We start from the raw sequence: 17,873 nt of genomic DNA, 5'->3' as shown, positions 1-17,873 counted from the left end.
TCGGGTGTCGGCGGAGGTCGGTAAAATCGTCGTAAAGACGAGGATTCTGGAGGCGTGGGAAGGGGTTGGTGGCGTTTTCGTTCGGTGGCATTGCGGGCCGTCGCCCAAAGCGCTTTCGGCTACAAAAAGACATAAAGAATTCGAATTGCCTCAGGCGGTCGACCGTTCAACCTGCGCCCATGATAAACCGGAAAGTTATTCTCATTCTGGCTGCGTTCGCCTTCCCCCTGAGCGCCGGTGAGATTCCGGAGAAGGCGGAGCGCTACCACACGATGCTGCTCAAGAAGCCGGAGAACCCGGTGCTATTCGGGCGCATGCTCGATGCCTGGCTTGAGGAAAAGGAGCTTGAGGCTCTGAAGCCGGAACTGGAAGAGCGGGCGAAGGCAGGCGCGGCGGCGGACTGGCGCTTGCTCGCGGTTTATCATGAGCACTCCGGCGACGAGGCCGCCGCGCTCAAGGCACTCGATGAGGCGGTGAAGCTGGCACCCGACGATGCGGCGACGCGGCTGGCCCGTGGCAAGGCTCTCGGTGTGGCATTACGGTTCGACGCCGCGCTGGAGGATCTCGCGGTGGCGGCCAAGGACAAGGCCCTCGGCGTCGAAGCCGGGACCTTGCGCGGCAAGATGCTGGCGCGGGCAGGACGCCCGGCAGAGGCGGTGAAGGCGTGGCAGGAACTCATTGCCGGGAACCCTGCCGACGAGGGACTGAAGGAAGACTTGGTCGAGCTGGAAATCGGCGAAGGGATGCTCGAGGAAGCGGTGACCGCGGCGCGCGAGCTGGCGGAAAAGACGGACGATCCTTACAAGAAAGCGCTGCGGCGCCTGCAGGTGGCGGAGATCCTGGCCCAGGCCGGGAAGAAGGAAGACTCCCTGAAAGAGTATCGCGATGTCTTCGCCGTATCGGCCGAGGGTTCGTGGCTCGAACGCGAGGTGCTTGCACGCGCAGGCGCCTTGTTCTCCCGCGAAGATGACTCGGCCGGCCTGAAGGATTTCCTGGGCGTCCTGCGCGAAGCCTATCCGCGGCGGGTGGCGGTGAAGAAGGATGCGGCGAAAGCGATGCTGGCCTCCGGCGAGGAGGACGAGGCGATCGCGATGTTCCGCGAAGTGCTGAAGGTGATGCCCGGCGACCGTGAGGTGCGGGAGGAATTCATTGGTCTGTTAGAGGGCGCCGAGCGTCCCAAGGAAGCGGCGGAAGAGCTGACCGCCCTGATCGAGACGGCGAAGGAGGATGTCGCGCTGTGGGAACGGCTGGCGGCACTCAGGAAGGCGCTCAAGGATGATGCGGGCCTGAAGGCCGCCCTGGACAAGGCGATTTCGCTGACGCCGGCCGACGAGGCCGGCCAAGTGGCGCGGGCTCGTTTGTTAGAGCGGTTCGAGAAATTCGACGACGCGGAGAAAACACTGCGTGAGGCGACCGTGAAGCACGGCAAGGGCGGCGAGGCGGGTGAAGCGCTGGCGACCTTCCTGGTGGCCCGTGACAAGGGCGACGAGGCAGTGGCGCTGTGGAAGGAGATGGCAGCCGCGGCGGACCGGGAGGGCCTGCTGCGGATCGCGCGCTCCCTTTCCGCGCACGGTAAGTCGAGCGAGGCCTTCGCGATGCTTCAACCGCGGGTGAAGGATTTCCCGGATGATCCGTTGTTGCTCGCAGCGCTCTGCCAGGCGGCACAGCTCAGCGATAGTCCGGAGGCCGCGGTTCCGCAGGCGATGGAGCTGGTGAAGCAGGCGAAATCGCCGACCGATCTGGACACGGCGCTGCGCCTGGCAAGCTCCTTGATTGCGCGGGCGGAGGAGCCGAAGAAATGGCTGGATGAGCTGGCGGCCAAGCAAGAGCTGACGCTTCAGGAGCGCTGCCTGCTTTCCGAAATCCACGAGACGCTGGGCGACAGCATCGCGGCGGAGAAGGTGCTCAAGGACGCGATGGCGGCGGACGACAGCTTGCTCGCGGCGACGCAGCGGGTGCGCCTGCACGAGATCCGCGGCGACATGGAGGCGGCGGTCGCGGCAATGCGCGAGATGATGGTGCTGCCCGGCGGGATGAAGACGGCGCACGTGAAGAAGCTGGTGGAGCTGTTAGAGCGAGGAGGCGATTCGACGAAGGCGCTGGAGGCGACCGATGAGTGGCTGAAGCTCGCGCCGGGCGACAAGGCGGCGTGGACCAAGCGTGCCGAGCTTCTCCTGGGCGATGGCCGGCCGGCGGAAGCGGTGGCCGAATTGCGGCGCGCGCTGGCAAAATTTGGTGGCGAGGAAGAGCTGCGCGAGAAGCTCGCGGATGCACAGCGCGAGGCTGGCATGATGGAGGAGGCGTGGCGGAGTTTCACCGCACTCTACGATGAGGCGGAGTCGCCGGCATCGAAGCTGAAGTGGGCCGCCGGTCTGGCGCGGATGGCGGAGACCGAGGGCAAGGAGGAGGAGCTGATCGCTGATTTCCGCCGCCGGGCTCGCGACAATCCCTCGTCGCCGCTGCCGTTGCTAGCGCTGGCCGACATGTATCGCGAGTGGCAGCTTCCGGATGACGAGTTGAAGTGCGTGGACGAGGCCTCCCGCCGCAAGCCGGACGATGCCGCGCTCAAGTTCCGCATGGCCGACCTGCAGGAGGCGGCGGGCAACTCGGATGCCTCGGCGGAAATCCTGCGCGGGATGCTCGGCACGGCGGAAGCGCCGGAGGCACGGCGCCGGCTTTCCGCCTTCTGGATCCGCCAGGGTGAGACCGAGCGAGGCCTGCGCGAATTGGCGGAGAGCGGAAAGTCTTCCGACCCGCGCACGCTTGAGAAGCTGGTGATGCCCCTGGCCCGGGCAAAGGAATGGGAGGCCGCTGCCACGGTGCTGGCCCGGGAATCGGCCGCGCATCCGGACGATTGGCGGCTGTCCTACATGCACGCGGTGATTTTGTTAGAGAACGAGAAGAAGGACGAAGCGATCGCCCGCTTCGCTGGGCTGCTGGAAGCCGATGGCGAGCTGAAGCACGCGCCGCCACCGATGGCGCAGGGCATGAATTACTACGGTCACTCCGGGGTTAATCCCACTGGCAGGAAGCAGGTGGTTTCCCGCAAGGCGATGCCGGAGTTCAGCCAGTATCAATCGCAAGTGCTGAGCTTCAAGGATCCGGACCGCCACGGTTACTACGGCGGGACGCAGCCGGGGGATGTGCCGCTGCCGGCGACGCCGGATGCACTGCGGCGCATGGCGCTGGCGCAGCTCATCCTGCTCGCCAAGGATGATGAGGAAAAGCGGACTGCGATCCTCGCGAAGGTTTCGTCCAGCCACTTCGAGGACCTGGAGTCGTTCAAGCGTGTCTTTTTCCTCAAGCCGGAGGAGCTGAAGACCCATGTAATGAGCGACAAGGCGACGGCGGACGATTTCCGCTGGTATCTCCAGGCTGCCTCTTCGAATCAGAACCAAGGCAAGCCCGACAAGGACTTCAACCTGGTGATCCAGCGCGGCGTGGACCTGGTTGCGAAGGATGATCCCGAGCTGGCGTTCTGGATGGCCGGTCGCTTGCCATTGGACGGTGACGATGGCGTTGGCGAGAAAGGTGCGCGCCAGCGGCTGGAGTTCTACAAGCGGCTGGATGAGGACAAGCAAAAGAACAATTTCTATCAGCTCCAGACCATCGCGTTCGCCGGTGACAAGGTGCCGGCCGAGGTGAAGACGGAGGCGGAGGAGCTTTTCATCGCCCAACTCGAAAAGATCCCGGGCGGGCTGACGGGGAACTGGTATGCCATGGAACTGGCCGGCCGCTGGATGAGAGATGGCCGGCTGGAACGCGGGATCGAATGGCTGAACCGCATGAATGCGGAGATGAAGCGCGATCCGGCGAAAGCCCAGCAAGCGGCCAGCCGCTACCGGATGAACTACGGCTTTAACATGGGTGGCATGGGCAACCGCCAAGGCTATCCGCAGGTGCTCGGCGAACTGGCACCGCAAGTTTACAGCCTGCTGGGTGGGAACCGGAACGACGGCAGCGGAACCATGACCGACAAGCACCGCCAACTGCTGAAATTGCTCGGCGACCCCGAACCCGGGTACCCCGGCCAAGCACGGCAGAAGCCGGTCGATGTGGAAGCCTTGGCTGCCGTTGCTGGCAAGGTGGAGGACCGGCTGCAGCGGATCTGCATTTACGAGCAGGCGGGGAAGGCCAAGGAAGTCGAGCGCGAGATCGCGGCGATCGAGGCGGCTCCGGATGCGCGGACCGAGGAACTCCTATTGGTATCGTACTTCCATGCAAAGAAGTCGCCGGAGAAAGCTTACGCACTGTTGTTGAAGGCACGCGATGCCGGGGATGCCGGACCGTGGCGGGAACGGGTGGAGCAGGAGCTGGTGACCACCGGCGTGAGTCTTGCCAAGGCGCAGGCGAAGGACGTGGATCTGGAGCCGGCACGGCGGGCGGCCTTGCGCATGCGCAAGACGGCTTCCTTCAATCCGGAGCTCAAGTCGCAGGTCGCCGGCTGGCTGACCGCGCTGGGCATGGAGGAAGAAGCGAAACGCTTCACGAGCGGCCCGGCCAGCGGCTTTGCCAGCCGCGCGATGCGCAATCGCTACGGCAGCTACCGGAACAATCCCAACAACCGCCAGAGCGGCGAGGATGCCGCACGGCTCGTCAAGGACGGCAAGCGCGATGCTGCCGCACGCCTCCTGCTTGCCAGCCTGCGCCAGATGGCGACCAACCCGAATGCCAGCTACGAGACGGAGCGCCTGATGAAGAGCGCGAAGTCGCTCAAGCTGGAGAAGGACATGGTGCGGCTCAGTGCGCCGGCGGGCGAAGCGAGCTTCAAGCGTCGGCGCGATCACGCGTTGCTGTTGATTTCCTTGGAGCAGAAGTCGGAAGCGGAGCCATGGCTGCGCAAGCTGGCGGAGGAGAAGCCGGATGACCTGATGGTGAAGACCGCGCTCTACTCGGTGCTCAAGCCCGAGGACCAGCTCACTCAGGCGAAGGAGCTGGCGAAGGGAGACTTCGATGAAGAGATGATTTCCACGCTCTTCTCCTCCTGGATGGGCGCGGACAAAATCGGCCGGAGGCTTGACGGACTGGAGGCGATGACGGGACTACTCGAAAATCTCGAGCCGAGCTTCAAGAGCGAGCGCAACCTGTCCTGGGTGAACTTCATGATGGCCCAGTTTGTCTCCGACGATTACGTGGAGGTTCAACTCACCCCACTTTTCAAGAAAGCGGCCGAAGGGAATGAGTATCACAAGGAGCACTCGCAACGCCGGGCGGATCTCTGCAAGCGGATCTTCCGCGCGATGGTGCGGCATCCCCAGACGGCCGAGCAAGGATTCGTGTTGCTGTCTGGAACCCGCGAAGTGCTCGGCGCGACCACGGAGGAACTGGATGCTGCCGCTCTCTCTTCCATGCGTTCGGTGATCCGTCTGGAGCCGCCGCCGATGAACCGGCGTCATTACTCCAACCGCCGGGATTACATGTGGTCGTGGGTGCGCGGCAATGGTTCGTCGTCCGGCGGCGGCTCGCCGCAAGGGATGATGCCATCGGCGTGGCTGACGCATCGGGCGGCGGAAGGAAAGGTGATGGAACCCTACAACAAGGAATTCCTCCTGGGCCTTGCCAAGGAAGGAGGCGACTGGGCAAAGACCATCGAAACCTGCGAGGCGATCGCCGCTGCGCCAGGTGTGGAGAAATTCGAAGAGTGGAAGAAGAAAGCTCCCGAACGCGCGCAGCAAGCGACCCTGGAGCTGGAATGGATCTCCCGTGCCGCTGCGGCGGCGAAACGCGATGACTTGCGCGCGGTGATCGAGGACTTCATGTGCGAAGCACTCCGCCAGGGCATCTATGACTCGCAGTCTTTCAGCCAGGAGCTTGCCCGTTCGGTGGACGAGGCGAAGGACACGGCGGCCCGCACCGCCGCGATGCACCGGCTCGCCATCAAGATCCTGGGCCCGGAAGAAGCGTGGCCGCTCTACGCGGAGCTCCGCAACAGCAACATCTACCTGCCGGGCCCGAACCAGCGGCAGAACGCCTTCCAGAATCTATTCTCGGCGTTCAATGGCAACGAGGCGACCGCGGTGTGCGCGATGCGATTCGTGGCTGCTCACAAATTGTCACTCGGCTCGCTGAACTGGTACCAGATCCTCGATGGGCCGGGGGGGAATGGCAATCCGGCGGCGTCACGGCTGTTGAATGCAGGCTACTTCGCCCCGGGTCCGGATGCGGTCGCCGATCCCAAGGACGGCAATGGCAAGAGCCTGCTCGACTACGGCCTGACCCGCCTGAAACAACGGGATGGATCGGCGAAGCTCGGGGAAGAACTGGTCAAGGTCGAAGGGCCGGACCGCTTCTGGGCGCGCATCTTCGGTGCCGTGCTCGCGAACAAACCCGAGGTCGCCTATGCCGAGCTCGACCGCCAAAAGGCGGTCATCGACAAGTGGTCGCGCGCCGATCGGGAGAATCTCTGGGGCTTCATCGCCACCTGGCTGCCCGAGGCGCCGGAAAAAGCTTCCGCCCCGGTGCGGAAGCAGTTGGCGGAGAACCTCAAGCAGGGCGACAGTGAGGCGAAGAAGAAGGCCGAGGAATATCTCAAGGACGGCGTGCCGCAGAATCTCCGGCCCTATTCCTCCGATGGCGAGATCCAGCCGCTGATTGGCCGGCTGGTCAGTGGCAATGCGGATTTGGCGGCCAAGCTGTGGGACAAGTGCCTCGATCAGATGCGCGCGAACTCGCAGGGCTGGTCGTCCAGCAGCGGCGGCTTCACGACCTCGGCGGAGAGCTACGCCCACTCGCAGATGATCAACTTCTTGCTCAACCGCAGGACCTCGCTGCCGGATTTCTGTGGCTTCCTCGCGGCTTTCAGCAAGCAGCCATCGGCGGCAAGGCTCGGCCAGTATGAGGGCAATTTCAACTACTACACGGACCGTATTTTCCGCGAGGAGGCGAAGCGCCGCGAGGCGGAGATCAAGAAGGTCAAGTTGCCCGAAGGCCTGCACCCGGATGCCGGTCTCTACGCCCTGCTTGGCAAGGAAACCGCCGCCGAGCTGCGCCCGATCCTGGGGGTGATGGTGATTGCCCGGATGCGCTACCAGAGCTCGTGGAACTATCCGGCGGGCTGGCGTGAGAAGCTGACCGCGTGGACCGGTGGTGACTTGAAGAAGATCGATCCCGCCTACGCCAATGCGGTGAGGCTTGCCGTGCTGTCCTCAAGCGGGGACCGGCTTGACGATGCCGGCAAGGCGGATTTCAGGGTAAGCTTCACCGCTTTCGTGACGGAGCCGAAGATTCCCGCCGAGCTGAGATTCGACGTCATGACGGACTTGCTCCAAAACAAGGCGATCGAGCAACTCGACGATCCGGCCTGCGCCAAGGCCATGGCGGATTTCCTCTGTAGCTATCTGACACCGGATCGCCCGTGGGCCAGCCACTCCTCGGTGCCGTCCCTCGGTCGTTTCGCCGGGTGGAAAAGCATCACTCCGGAGGATGGGAAGCGTTTGCTGGATGCCTTTGACAAGAGTCGCGTCGATTTCGCCAATGGCAGTGGTGACCAGGACAAGGCACGCGGTTCGATCACGGCGATGAACCTGTCGCTGGCGCTGCGCGCCGGAGATGCAGCGGGCATTGCCAAGGCGGCGCGGGCTGGCACCGGGGTGCGCGGGCGGCTGGACTTGGCGGTGAAGCTCTGGCAGGGCGGATTGGGCGATTCCGCCAAGCTGCTGCTCGCCCGGCCTGGTGAATTCCATCAAGGAATGAGGGGACTGGTGCTCGATGAGAAGCCGGGCAACTTGCAGCCGCCAGCTTTCTCGAAGGAGATCGAAGCGGCCCTGCCCGAGTGGCTCAAGACGGTCGAGGATCCTGCACAGCGCTTCCGCATGGAGTGCCTCCTATCATGCCTGCCGGATGCGAAAGACGCGGCCGCGCCATCCGTGAAACGCCCGGAGCGGCTCGGCGCACTGGCGAAGCGATTCGCCGCGGAAGCGCCGAAGCCGCGGGTGTCGCGCATGGAGTCTCTCGCCGCCATCTCTGTCGAGCCACTCTCCGCCACGGAGCTTGAGGGGGAGTTCGAGGCGCTCACCCGGGGAACCGATCTCGGCGCACTGGTGATGGCGATGAACAACTCGAACAATGGCGGCAACCCGATCGACCAGGAGGAGCAGGCGGTGATGGAGGCATTGCTTCGCCGCAGCACCCGGTGCCAGTTGGAGAAATCCGGGGATGCATCCGGTCTCATCAAGCAGGTGGAGTCGCTCCAGGTCACTTCCGGCGGTAACAACGAGTACTACGGCGGCCAGCAGATGGACCGCTTCTTCGACTGGCAAGCCACGCTGTTCATTCGTCGCATCCATGAACTGGAAGGCGACAAGAAGAAGGCGGCCGCCGCGCAAGCCCTGAAGCTCTGCGAGGTGTTGCTGGGCTTCGATCAGAAGGAGAGGCAGCGCGACGCGATCGCGCTCGGCATCATGTCGCAGCTCGCGGGTGGTGACGGCTCGGCCTTCGACCGCTGGTTGGATGGGCTGCCACCCGATACGCGCAAGCGCTACGACGCTGTCCGCAAGGGGCACACCATCGCGCAGGCATTTCCCACCCTCCACGAGTCCTGTCTCAGCGATGCGCAGTATGAGAAACCGCGCCGGGAACTGCTGACCGCGATGCTGACGGATCCCGCGACGCTCAAGCGCGAGATCACCCACCCGACCGTCCTTTCCGGGCTGATGGACTCCAAGGCTTTCACCCGCGACGATATTTTCGTGGTGGTGGATGCCCTGCCGGCCGACCATCCGATGAAGGCGAAGTTCCTCACGGAGAAGGCCGGCATCATTGGCTGGCGCACCGATGAGCGGGATAATGCCATCAAAGGTTTTGATGCCGCCGATGCCGCGGCAAAGGCGAGCGGCGATGCAAAGTCGGTGGCCTATGCCCGGGCCTACCGCGCGAAGTACCTCGACGATCGCCAGAAGAAGACCGCCGATGCCGCGGCCATCGCCAAGGAGATCAAACTCGACGACCTCGACGAAAAAGAGCGCAAGTGGATGCAGGATCTGATCAAGAAGGCGGAGCCAAAGAAATGAGCAAGGAGAGCCCATGCCACCGGGACCGCGGAGTTGTTTCCGCAGAAGATTCTCCGACGCCCCGCGTGCGGTATGAATTCCGCTCCACCCGTATTCTTCCGAGTTTCACACTCATTTCATCCACGCCGCTCACGTAGTTCCGGCTAACTTTTCCTACGCACATGACCTCGCTCGCTTCCTTCCTCGACGCCGTTCGCCACCGGCTCGACCGTGGCGTCGCCTCACGCATCGGTGCGCGGTGTCTGCTCGCGGCTGCCAGTGCGTGTCTGGTGTGGGCGGTGGCGTGGCGGATCTTCGGCTACGCCGCCCCACGGATTGGCTATGCGATAGCCGGCGGCATCGGCCTGCTTGCCTTTGTGATCGCTTTGATGGCTTCCCGCCGGAACTCGACGGATGCTGCCGTGGCTGCCGATGAAACCTTTGGCCTGAAAGATGGTCTCCTGTCGTGGCTCGGCTTCCGCGCCAAGGGCAGTGAGGGCGAGGTCTATCAGCTCCACGAGAAGATGCTGGTGGCCAGGGTTTCTTCGCTGGATCCAGCCGGCGTGCCGCTGGTTCATCCGAAGCGCTCGTATGGCACCGGTGTACTGCTGGCCGTCATCGCGGGTGGTCTTGCCTTTCTGCCGCACAGCCAGGCCGTGCGGGACAAGCTCGCCCGCGAACAGATGACGGCCGAGCGCAGCGCGGAGGTGAAGAAGCAGGTCGAGGAGGCGGTGGAGGAATTGATCAAGGAACTCGGCGAGGAGGAGCGCAAGGTGCTCGATCCGGCGAAGCTGCGCGAGCTCGCCAAGCAACTCGCCGAGACCAAGGACCAGCGCGAGGCGGAGAAGCAGATCGCGAAATTCGAGCAGGAACTCGCCAAAGCGATGCAGGGACTTGAAGCCCGCCAGGATGAGGCGGTGCTGAAGCTTTCCGCGGAAGAGCTTGCGAAGTCGTCGCTCGCCGATGCCCGCCAGCTTGGCAAGCAGCTCGACGCGAAGGATTTCGAGAAGGCCAAGCAGGAACTTGGCGAGATGAAGCCCGAGGCGAAGAACAAGATGACGCCGGAGGAACTGGAGCAGCTCAAGAAGAACGCAGCCAAGGCCAAGGAGATGGCCAAGCGGATGGCCGATGGCGCGCGCCAGCGGAACTTTGGCAAGGCTCCCAAGCCCGGTGACAAGATGGACGGCGAGCAGGCGCAGATGGCCGAGGGCAACCAACAGCCGCTGCAGGAAATGCTCGAGGACATCGACGCCGAGGCCCGCCAGCTCGGCGCGAAGATGGAGCAGGGCGAATTCGATCCCGATGCCGAGGCGATGGCGATGAAGCTCGGCGGCAAGATGGACAAGCTGGGAGATCGCCTCGGACAGCTCGGTGCCCGCCAGAAGGCAAAGGACAAGCTCGGCAAGCTCCGGGCCGGAATGGGCGAGGCCCGCCAGTTTGCCCAAGGTCAGAGCCAGACCTTAGGTCTCGGTCAATCGATGGCGCAGAGTCCCGATGCGGGAGGAAAGGGGGCCGGAAAGGGGAGCGTCGAAAGCCGCCGCAACGAGCGCGATGAGCTCAAGGACAACAACAACCTCGCCCAGCTCAAGGGCAACCCGAACGCCGAGGGCCCGTCTTCCAACTCGGTCGAGTCCGCCGAAAGCGGCACCGGCATCGCGGGCCGCGCCGGGGTGGACAAACAGCGCGAATTCCGCCGTCAGATGGAATCCCTCGTCCGCCGCGACGACATCCCGGAAGAGCTCAAGCTCGGCGTCCGCGAATACTTCGAACGTGTCCACGAAACCGGAGAGGCTCCCACCGAATGAAATCCGATCTCTGCGGCTTCGGGTGCTCGGTCGCCTGACCCGACCACTTCGCGATTCGCATCCAAGACCCGCAATTTTCAATCCACAATTTCCAATCGTCAATTTCCCCATGCCCGCCACCCTCGAAACCGAAACCGTTCAGTTCGCCGAGACCTTCAATCGCATTCGCGATGAAGTCGGCAAGTTCATCGTCGGCCAGAAGGACATCGTAGAGCACGTGCTGACCGCCATCTGCTGCGGCGGTCACGTGCTGCTCGAAGGCGTTCCCGGTCTCGGCAAGACCGCGCTGGTCAACACCCTCGCCAAGGCGCTCGACCTGAAGTTCGGCCGCATCCAATTCACGCCCGACCTGCTGCCCAGCGACGTCGTCGGCACCCAGGTGCTCTCCGACCGCGATGGTCGACGCGAGCTCGTCTTCCAGCCCGGCCCGGTCTTCTGCAACATCCTGCTCGCCGACGAAATCAACCGCGCCACGCCGAAGACGCAAAGCGCGCTGCTTGAGACGATGCAGGAGAAGCGCGTCACCGTCGCTGGCATCAGCCATCCGCTTTCGCTCCCGTTCTTCGTGCTCGCCACTCAGAACCCGATCGAGAACGACGGCACCTATCCGCTGCCCGAGGCCCAGCTCGACCGCTTCTTCTTCAAGCTCAACGTTAGCCTCCCCGACCACGAGGAATTCGCGGAAATCCTCAACCGCACCGGCGGCAACAGCGCGCCCGAGATCAATCCGGTAGCCCACGGCGAGGACATCCTCCGCATGGGCCGCACGCTGCGCGAGATCCCGGTGGCGAAGGATGTGCAGGATCACCTCATCCGCGTCGTCCGCAATACCCATCCGGAGAACGACAAGTCGCCGGAGAAGGTGAAGAAATACGTCCGCCACGGTGCCAGCCCGCGTGCTGCCCAGGCCATGCTTGCCGCCGCTCGGGTGCGTGCCTTGTTAGACGGTCGCTTCCACGTTGCACGCGAAGACGTCGATACCGTTGCGCCGCCTGCACTCTGCCACCGCCTGATCCTGTCCTTCGAAGGCGAAGCCGAAGGAATCAAGCCGACCGACCTCGTCCGCTCGGCGATCCGAGGAGCTTACTGAGAAATGAACGTTTATTTCGGGCAAATATACATCGAGCCAGGCGTGGAGTTTCCGTGGTCACTTCGGTTTCAACGTCAAATCTCCGACGAGATCAGTCCGCTAATTTCTGCTTCCGAATCATTCATCGGAAAGTTTGGAGGCGACTGGAGCATGATGTTCCGCATTAGCGCCAAGCAGGAGATCGACTGTGTTGAAGTTCGGGGGCCAACTGTATTTAAAAAAAGTAGATCGATTGAGTTCAGCTTGTTTCTACCTTTCGACATTATCCCGCGGGGTGATGAATTCGCGCGGCCTGCCTTGAATTTCTTGTTTGATGGAATCCAAGAAGGATTTGCGGAAGTTGGGATAGAAGCCGCAAAGCTTGAAGCTCAGCGAGAGCAATTGATTGATCAGCTTTGTAGAGGTCCTGGAATGATTGATTTGAACTGAGCCTCGGCCGCCAATTTCCAGATTTTATCTCAAGCATTTCGAGTTTCTCTCTTATGCCCGAACCCCTCGAATCCCTGCCACCCGGCGAACTGACCGGCGCCGCGTTCATTCGTCGCCTGGAGACACTCTTCCTCCTCGTTCGCCGCGTGCTCGGCGGGTCGATGCAGGCGGACCGCAAGAGCACCCGCAAGGGCACAGGCATTACCTTCGCGGACTACGCGGAGTACCGCCATGGCGACGACTACCGCGCCATCGACTGGCGGGTCTATGCGCGTTTCGACGAGCTCGTCATCAAGCTCTTTGAACTTGAGGAAGACGCGACCGTTTACCTCTTGTTAGACATGAGCCGCTCGATGCAGACGAAGACGGCGATGGCGCGCAAGCTGGCGGCGGCGCTGGGCTATATCGGGTTGAATTGCCAGGACCGCGTCGCCTGCTATGCCATGGCGGATGAGCTGCGGCCACTTCTCGAAGCCTCGCGTGGCCGTGGCAAGGTGCTTACCTTCCTGCGCTCGCTGGAAAGTGCGCCGTGCTTCGGCAAGGACACGGACTTCTCCACTTGCGTGAAGACCTTGCAGGCGCGGCATCGCAAGAAGGGTTTGGTGGTCGTGATCTCCGACTTCTTCTACCCCACCGGCTTTGAAGAAGGTCTCAAGCGCTTGTCCGGTCTCGGTCATGACGTGCATGCGATCCAAGTACTGTCCGAGGAGGACTTGAGATGCGACCGCAAAGGCGACTTGGAACTGGAGTGCGTCGAGTCCGGCAAGCGGCGCAAGGTGACGGTGACCAGCCGCGAACTCGATGCCTACGCCGCTGCGGTGGCGGATTGGAATGAGAAACTGCGCGTCGAATGCGCGCGTCGTGGCATCGGCTTCACACGCACGCTTGATAGCGAAGCCTTTGATGAGGTGATCCGCGCGATCTTGCAGAGAGGGGGGCTCGCAGCGTGAGCGTCCCCACTGGGAGCGCGGAGCCCCCGGCCCGCAGAGTGGTCCCTCGCGGCGTGCTTTCAGGTGGGTGCTCAATCGCCCCGCCCAGTCCGTCCCTCGCTTCCTCAGCGAAAGGCCCGCGGTCATCCGCATTCTCGAATCTCGCCAGCCACGTGCTTCTGCGGGGCGGAGCCTCCGCGCTCCAAGCGTCATGAACTTCATCTCCCCCAGCTTTCTGTGGATGCTTGCGGCGCTTGCGCCGTTGACCGCGGCGTATTTCCTGAAGGTACGGCCGCGTCGCTTCCCGGTGAACGCGCTCTTCCTCTGGGAAAAGATCTTCCAGGAGAAGAAGGCCTCGTCGCTCTTCCAGCGGCTGCGCGATTTGTTCTCGCTGCTGATGCTGGCGCTCGCGCTCGGGGCCATCGCCCTCGCCGCCGCTGGCCCGCGACCGGCTTCGCAGGACAAGCGCGATCTGCTCATTGTCATCGACACCTCGCCATCGATGCGGGCGAAGACCGGCGGCAAGGATGGTCTCGAAGCCGCAAAGGAACGCGCCCGCGATATCGTCCGCGCGCTGAATGGCACTCGCCGCGCCGCGTTGGCCACCGCTTCGGGGGAGCTCGATTTCCTCAGCCACGCCAGCGATTCGCCGAAGGATCTGACCGAGGCCATCGCGCGCTTGCAAGTGGCCGATGTGCCGGTGGAGACGCAAACCGTCGCTGCTCTGAATTCCTGTGCCCGCGGTGCCGGCAGTGCGGGCCGTGTGCTGCTCATCACCGACGGCAATCCCGGTTGGGAGGGGCTCGATCCCGGCGTGGAGATCATGCGCCTCGCGCCGTCCGCGCCGAATGCCGGCTTCATCGCCGCCGATCTCGACCGCAAGCCGGGCACGACCCGCGGCGCAGTGTTCTTCTACCGCATTGCCTCCTCGGTGAAGCAGGAGACGAGTGCCGAACTCGAGCTCCGCCACGATGAAATGGGCCTCGCTCGTCTGGTGCCGGTCACTCTCAAGCCCGGAGAGGAAACCAGCGACACGCTCGACATCGACGATGCCACCGCCGGCCGCTGGACAGCCGAACTGAGGTTTCCGGATGCCTTGGCCACCGACAACACCGTCGCGCTCGGCCTCGCCGAACCCAAGCCGGTGACCGTGAAGGTCGTCGCGCCCCAGCCAGTATTCTTCCAGCGCTGCGTCGAGGCCTTTTCTCTAACGGGTGGTCTGCTTGCGCTCGCTGACAAGGACGCCGACGTGACCATCGCCCAAGGCAGCGCGACCAGCGACCCGCGGCAGATCATCTTCGCACCGACCGGCGAGTCGCCGTTCTGGACCGGCGGGGCAGGGGAGATAGAGGTTCTCGCCGCCGAATCGAAGATCCCCGGTCACCCGGTAACGAAGCACCTCGACCTTGAATCGATGCGTTTCGAAGGTGCGCGCGATCTCACACCGGTGGCAGGCGCGCTGGTGCTCGCCACCTCGGAGACCGGCAAGCCGCTGATCTGGAAAGCGCGGGTCGAAGGTCGCGACGCGCTGGTGGTGAATCTCGATCCAGCGAAGGGCGAGTTCTTCTTCTCGCCCGCCTTTCCCGCATTGGTCCACGGTGCGGCGCTCGATCTCAGCGGTCGCGGGCCGGTCCTTCGCTCGGCCCATCCAACGGGATCGCGAGTGAATGCCGGCGGCCCCGTGACCAAGCCCGACGGCAATCCGGTGCCCGCCGGGGATTTCACGGTCGCGAAGTTCGGCCACTATCTCGCGACGACCACCGCCGGCCCGCGCTGGTTCGGCGGTGCCTTGTTCGAGCGCTCGGAGACCGTGCTCGATGGCACCGGCCCCGCTGACAGCGGAACCTCGGTCGAGCGTGGCTACCCGATTTCGTTCTGGCTGCTGCTCGTGGCCATCGCACTGCTGGTTCTCGAATTTCTCCTCTATCATCGCCGCAAAGCCGGCTGATCCCGCATGGAACTGCTCACCTGGATGCCCCTGCTCGGCCTGGCGATCGCCTTGCCGCTGTTCTTCCTCGTCTACCGGCGCTCGCTGGTGGACCGACCGCCGGCCATGAAGCTGGCGGCCACGACGTGCCGCTTCATCGCGCTGCTGCTGCTGATCCTCGCGTTGTGCCGGCCCTTCTTCACCCGCAAGAGCGATGACGTGCACGTCGCGTTCTTGTTAGATGGCTCCGAGTCGGTCGATCCCGGCGAGATGCGGCGGGGTGTTGCGGGGATCAAGAAGTCGATCGAAGGCCTGAAGGCCGGTGACACCTGGTCGCTATTCCTGTTCGCCCGCGAGTTGAAGCGCACTGATTTCGAGCAGGCGGAGAAATTCATCGCCGAATGCGAGGCCGGCCGCGGCGATGCGGTGTTCCGCTCCTCCACGGATCTTGCGGGTGCCTTGGCTGGTGCGCGTTTCGACCTGCCAGCGAATCGCGGGCGGCGCATCGTGGTGCTTTCGGATGGTTTGTTAGAGAGTCCGGTTGCGGAAGCCGCCGAACGGCTCGGCGCGGAGAAGACCGACCTGCGCTTCGTGAAGCTCGGCTCGCTCGACAAGCCGGAGGCGGCCGTCACCTCGATCGAAGCCGGCACGCCGCTCGCCTTCGAGGGCGAGATGGTGCGCTTCACCGTGAAGGTCGCGTCGAATCGCGACATGAATGCCAAGCTGCGGTTGATCCATCGCGGCGTGGCGGTTGCTGAACAATCGATCAAGCTGACGGCCAAGGAAGAGACCGCCTGTCATGCCGAGGTCCGGATGGTGACCTCCGGCGACACGGTGTGGGATGCGGAGCTTGTTCCCGATGACGACTGGTTCCCCGCCAACAACCACCTGTCGATGACGCTGCCGGTCCGCGGCAAGCCACGCATCCTGGTGATCCACGAGAAGCCGGCCCAGATGCGGCCTTTCGAGCGCCTGATGCGCGAGCAGGATGTGACGCTCGAAACCCGCGGTGCCCGCGGCTTGCCGGATTCTTTCGAAGAGATCCTCGCGTTCGATGCAATCATGCTGGCCGACGTCCCCGCGACCGCCGTGTCGCCGAAGCAGATGGCTTCGCTGAAGCGCTACGTCACCGACTTCGGCGGTGGCCTGATCATGACCGGCTCGGAGAATACCTTCGGCATCGGCGGCTATTTCAAGACACCGGTGGAAGAAGTGCTGCCGCTGGTCTCGCGCTTCGAGAAGGACAAGGAGAAGCCCTCGCTGGCGATGGTGCTGGTGATTGACAAGTCGGGCTCGATGTCCGGCCCGCCGCTCGCCCTGGCCCGGCAGGCGGCACGAAGCGCGGCGGAGTTATTAGGCAATCAGGACCAGATCGCGGTGGTCGCCTTCGATGACCAGCCGCAGCTCGTGCTCGACCTTACCTCCGCGGCCAACCGCGCGCAGGTCGCCGCGGCGATCGATTCCATCGCGGAGGGCGGCGGCACCAACATGCAGCCCGGCATCGTGCAGGCCCGCGACATCCTGCGCGGCGCGAGCGCGAAGCTGAAGCATGTGATCGGCCTGACGGATGGCCAGTTCGATCCCATGAACATCGTCGAACTGTGCCGCGAGATGTCCGACTCCGGCATGACCGTCTCGACCGTGGCCATGGGTTCGGGCGCGGCCGGCGAATTGCTCTCGCAGATGGCCGAGGCCGGTCGCGGTCGCTTCTATCAGTCCGATACGCCGGAGAACGTGCCGCAGATCTTCACTCGCGAGACGATGCAGGCCTCGCGCTCGGCGATCAAAGAGGACCTCTACGAGCCGGCGAGCGTCACCGAGCATCCGATCATGGCGGGCTTCGAAAGCGCCGCCTTCCCACCGGTGCTCGGCTACGTGATGGCGCGTCCGAAGCCGACGGCGCAGGTGCTTTTAGCCGTCGAGTCGGGCGACCCGCTGCTAGCGGTGGGACGCTTCGGCCTCGGCACCGGCATCGCCTTCACCGGCGACTTGACCGAGCGCTGGGGCAGCGAGTGGCTGGCGTGGCAGGGCTGCGGGAAATTCTGGGCTCAGGTCTTCCGCGGCGCGCTGCGGAAAGAGGAGTGGGTGGGCATCGAGACCGCCTCGCATCGCGAGCGTGGGCGGTGGGACATCGACGTCCGCGCCACCGATGACGCGGGTCGGGCGCTTTCAGCAGTGCCATGGACCGGTCACGCGCTCGATGACACGGGCAAGGAGTTTCCTGTTAGCATCGAGGAGAGCGGCATCGGCCGCTACCGCGTGCGGGTCGATCCCGGTGAGGCACCACGGCTCACGCTGCGTCTGCACGATCCTGAGCGTGGCAAGGTGAAGACGCTGCGTTGGGAACGCGGATATCCGGCCGAGTATCGCCTCTCCGGCCAGCCGGACGTGACGCTGGCGAAGGTCGAGAGCTTTGCGTTCGCGGCACCTCGCGACGGGATTCCGGTGGTCCGCATTCGCACCAGCGCGCTGCCATGGGCGGGGCTGGCGGCGATCGTGTTCATGATCGCGGGGATCGTGCTGCGGAGGGTTTAGTGGGGTTGTGGCTGGAGCGTCTCGCTCCAGTCCGTTGCCGGGGCGTCTCGCCCCGGTTGGAAGAGAGGAGGCGGGACGCCTCCTCAACGGACTGGGGCAAGATGCCAATAGTGTTCGGCACGCTTTCTGAGTTCGCTGGATTGCCCGGGCTTGTTCGCCACCGCGTGCCGG

General features: G+C 64.0%; 7 protein-coding genes. All 7 read left to right on the top strand.

The genetic code is table 11. From position 1 onward, the window contains the following. Window positions 1-179 precede the first annotated feature (179 nt). The 7 genes from OKA05_RS28370 (at window position 180) to OKA05_RS28340 (ending at window position 17,702) form a co-directional block, all read left to right on the top strand. Complete coding sequence (locus OKA05_RS28370; RefSeq protein ID WP_264490603.1) at window positions 180-9,008, top strand: tetratricopeptide repeat protein; 8,829 nt, start codon at window positions 180-182, stop codon at window positions 9,006-9,008. 161 nt (window positions 9,009-9,169) lie between these two features. Beyond that, window positions 9,170-10,792, top strand: coding sequence for a hypothetical protein (locus tag OKA05_RS28365; RefSeq protein WP_264490602.1), 1,623 nt, complete (start codon window positions 9,170-9,172; stop codon window positions 10,790-10,792). 109 nt (window positions 10,793-10,901) lie between these two features. Continuing rightward, window positions 10,902-11,882 (top strand): AAA family ATPase, encoded by a 981-nt coding sequence (locus OKA05_RS28360; RefSeq protein ID WP_264490601.1) that lies wholly within the window; start codon window positions 10,902-10,904, stop codon window positions 11,880-11,882. A 3-nt stretch (window positions 11,883-11,885) separates the two neighbouring features. Continuing rightward, complete coding sequence (locus OKA05_RS28355) at window positions 11,886-12,311, top strand: hypothetical protein (RefSeq protein WP_264490600.1); 426 nt, start codon at window positions 11,886-11,888, stop codon at window positions 12,309-12,311. Between the two features lie 53 nt (window positions 12,312-12,364). Beyond that, window positions 12,365-13,261, top strand: coding sequence for a DUF58 domain-containing protein (locus OKA05_RS28350; protein WP_264490599.1), 897 nt, complete (start codon window positions 12,365-12,367; stop codon window positions 13,259-13,261). Between the two features lie 190 nt (window positions 13,262-13,451). Next, complete coding sequence (locus OKA05_RS28345) at window positions 13,452-15,188, top strand: vWA domain-containing protein (RefSeq protein WP_264490598.1); 1,737 nt, start codon at window positions 13,452-13,454, stop codon at window positions 15,186-15,188. A gap of 6 nt (window positions 15,189-15,194) precedes the next feature. Then, complete coding sequence (locus OKA05_RS28340; protein WP_264490597.1) at window positions 15,195-17,702, top strand: VWA domain-containing protein; 2,508 nt, start codon at window positions 15,195-15,197, stop codon at window positions 17,700-17,702. Window positions 17,703-17,873 lie beyond the last annotated feature (171 nt).

Origin of the sequence: Luteolibacter arcticus (genome assembly GCF_025950235.1) — a bacterium.
In the GTDB taxonomy this organism is placed as follows: Bacteria; Verrucomicrobiota; Verrucomicrobiia; order Verrucomicrobiales; family Akkermansiaceae; genus Haloferula; species Haloferula arctica.
The sequence above is the reverse complement of the archived record's forward strand: the minus strand, read 5'-3'. Positions and strand labels throughout refer to the sequence as shown.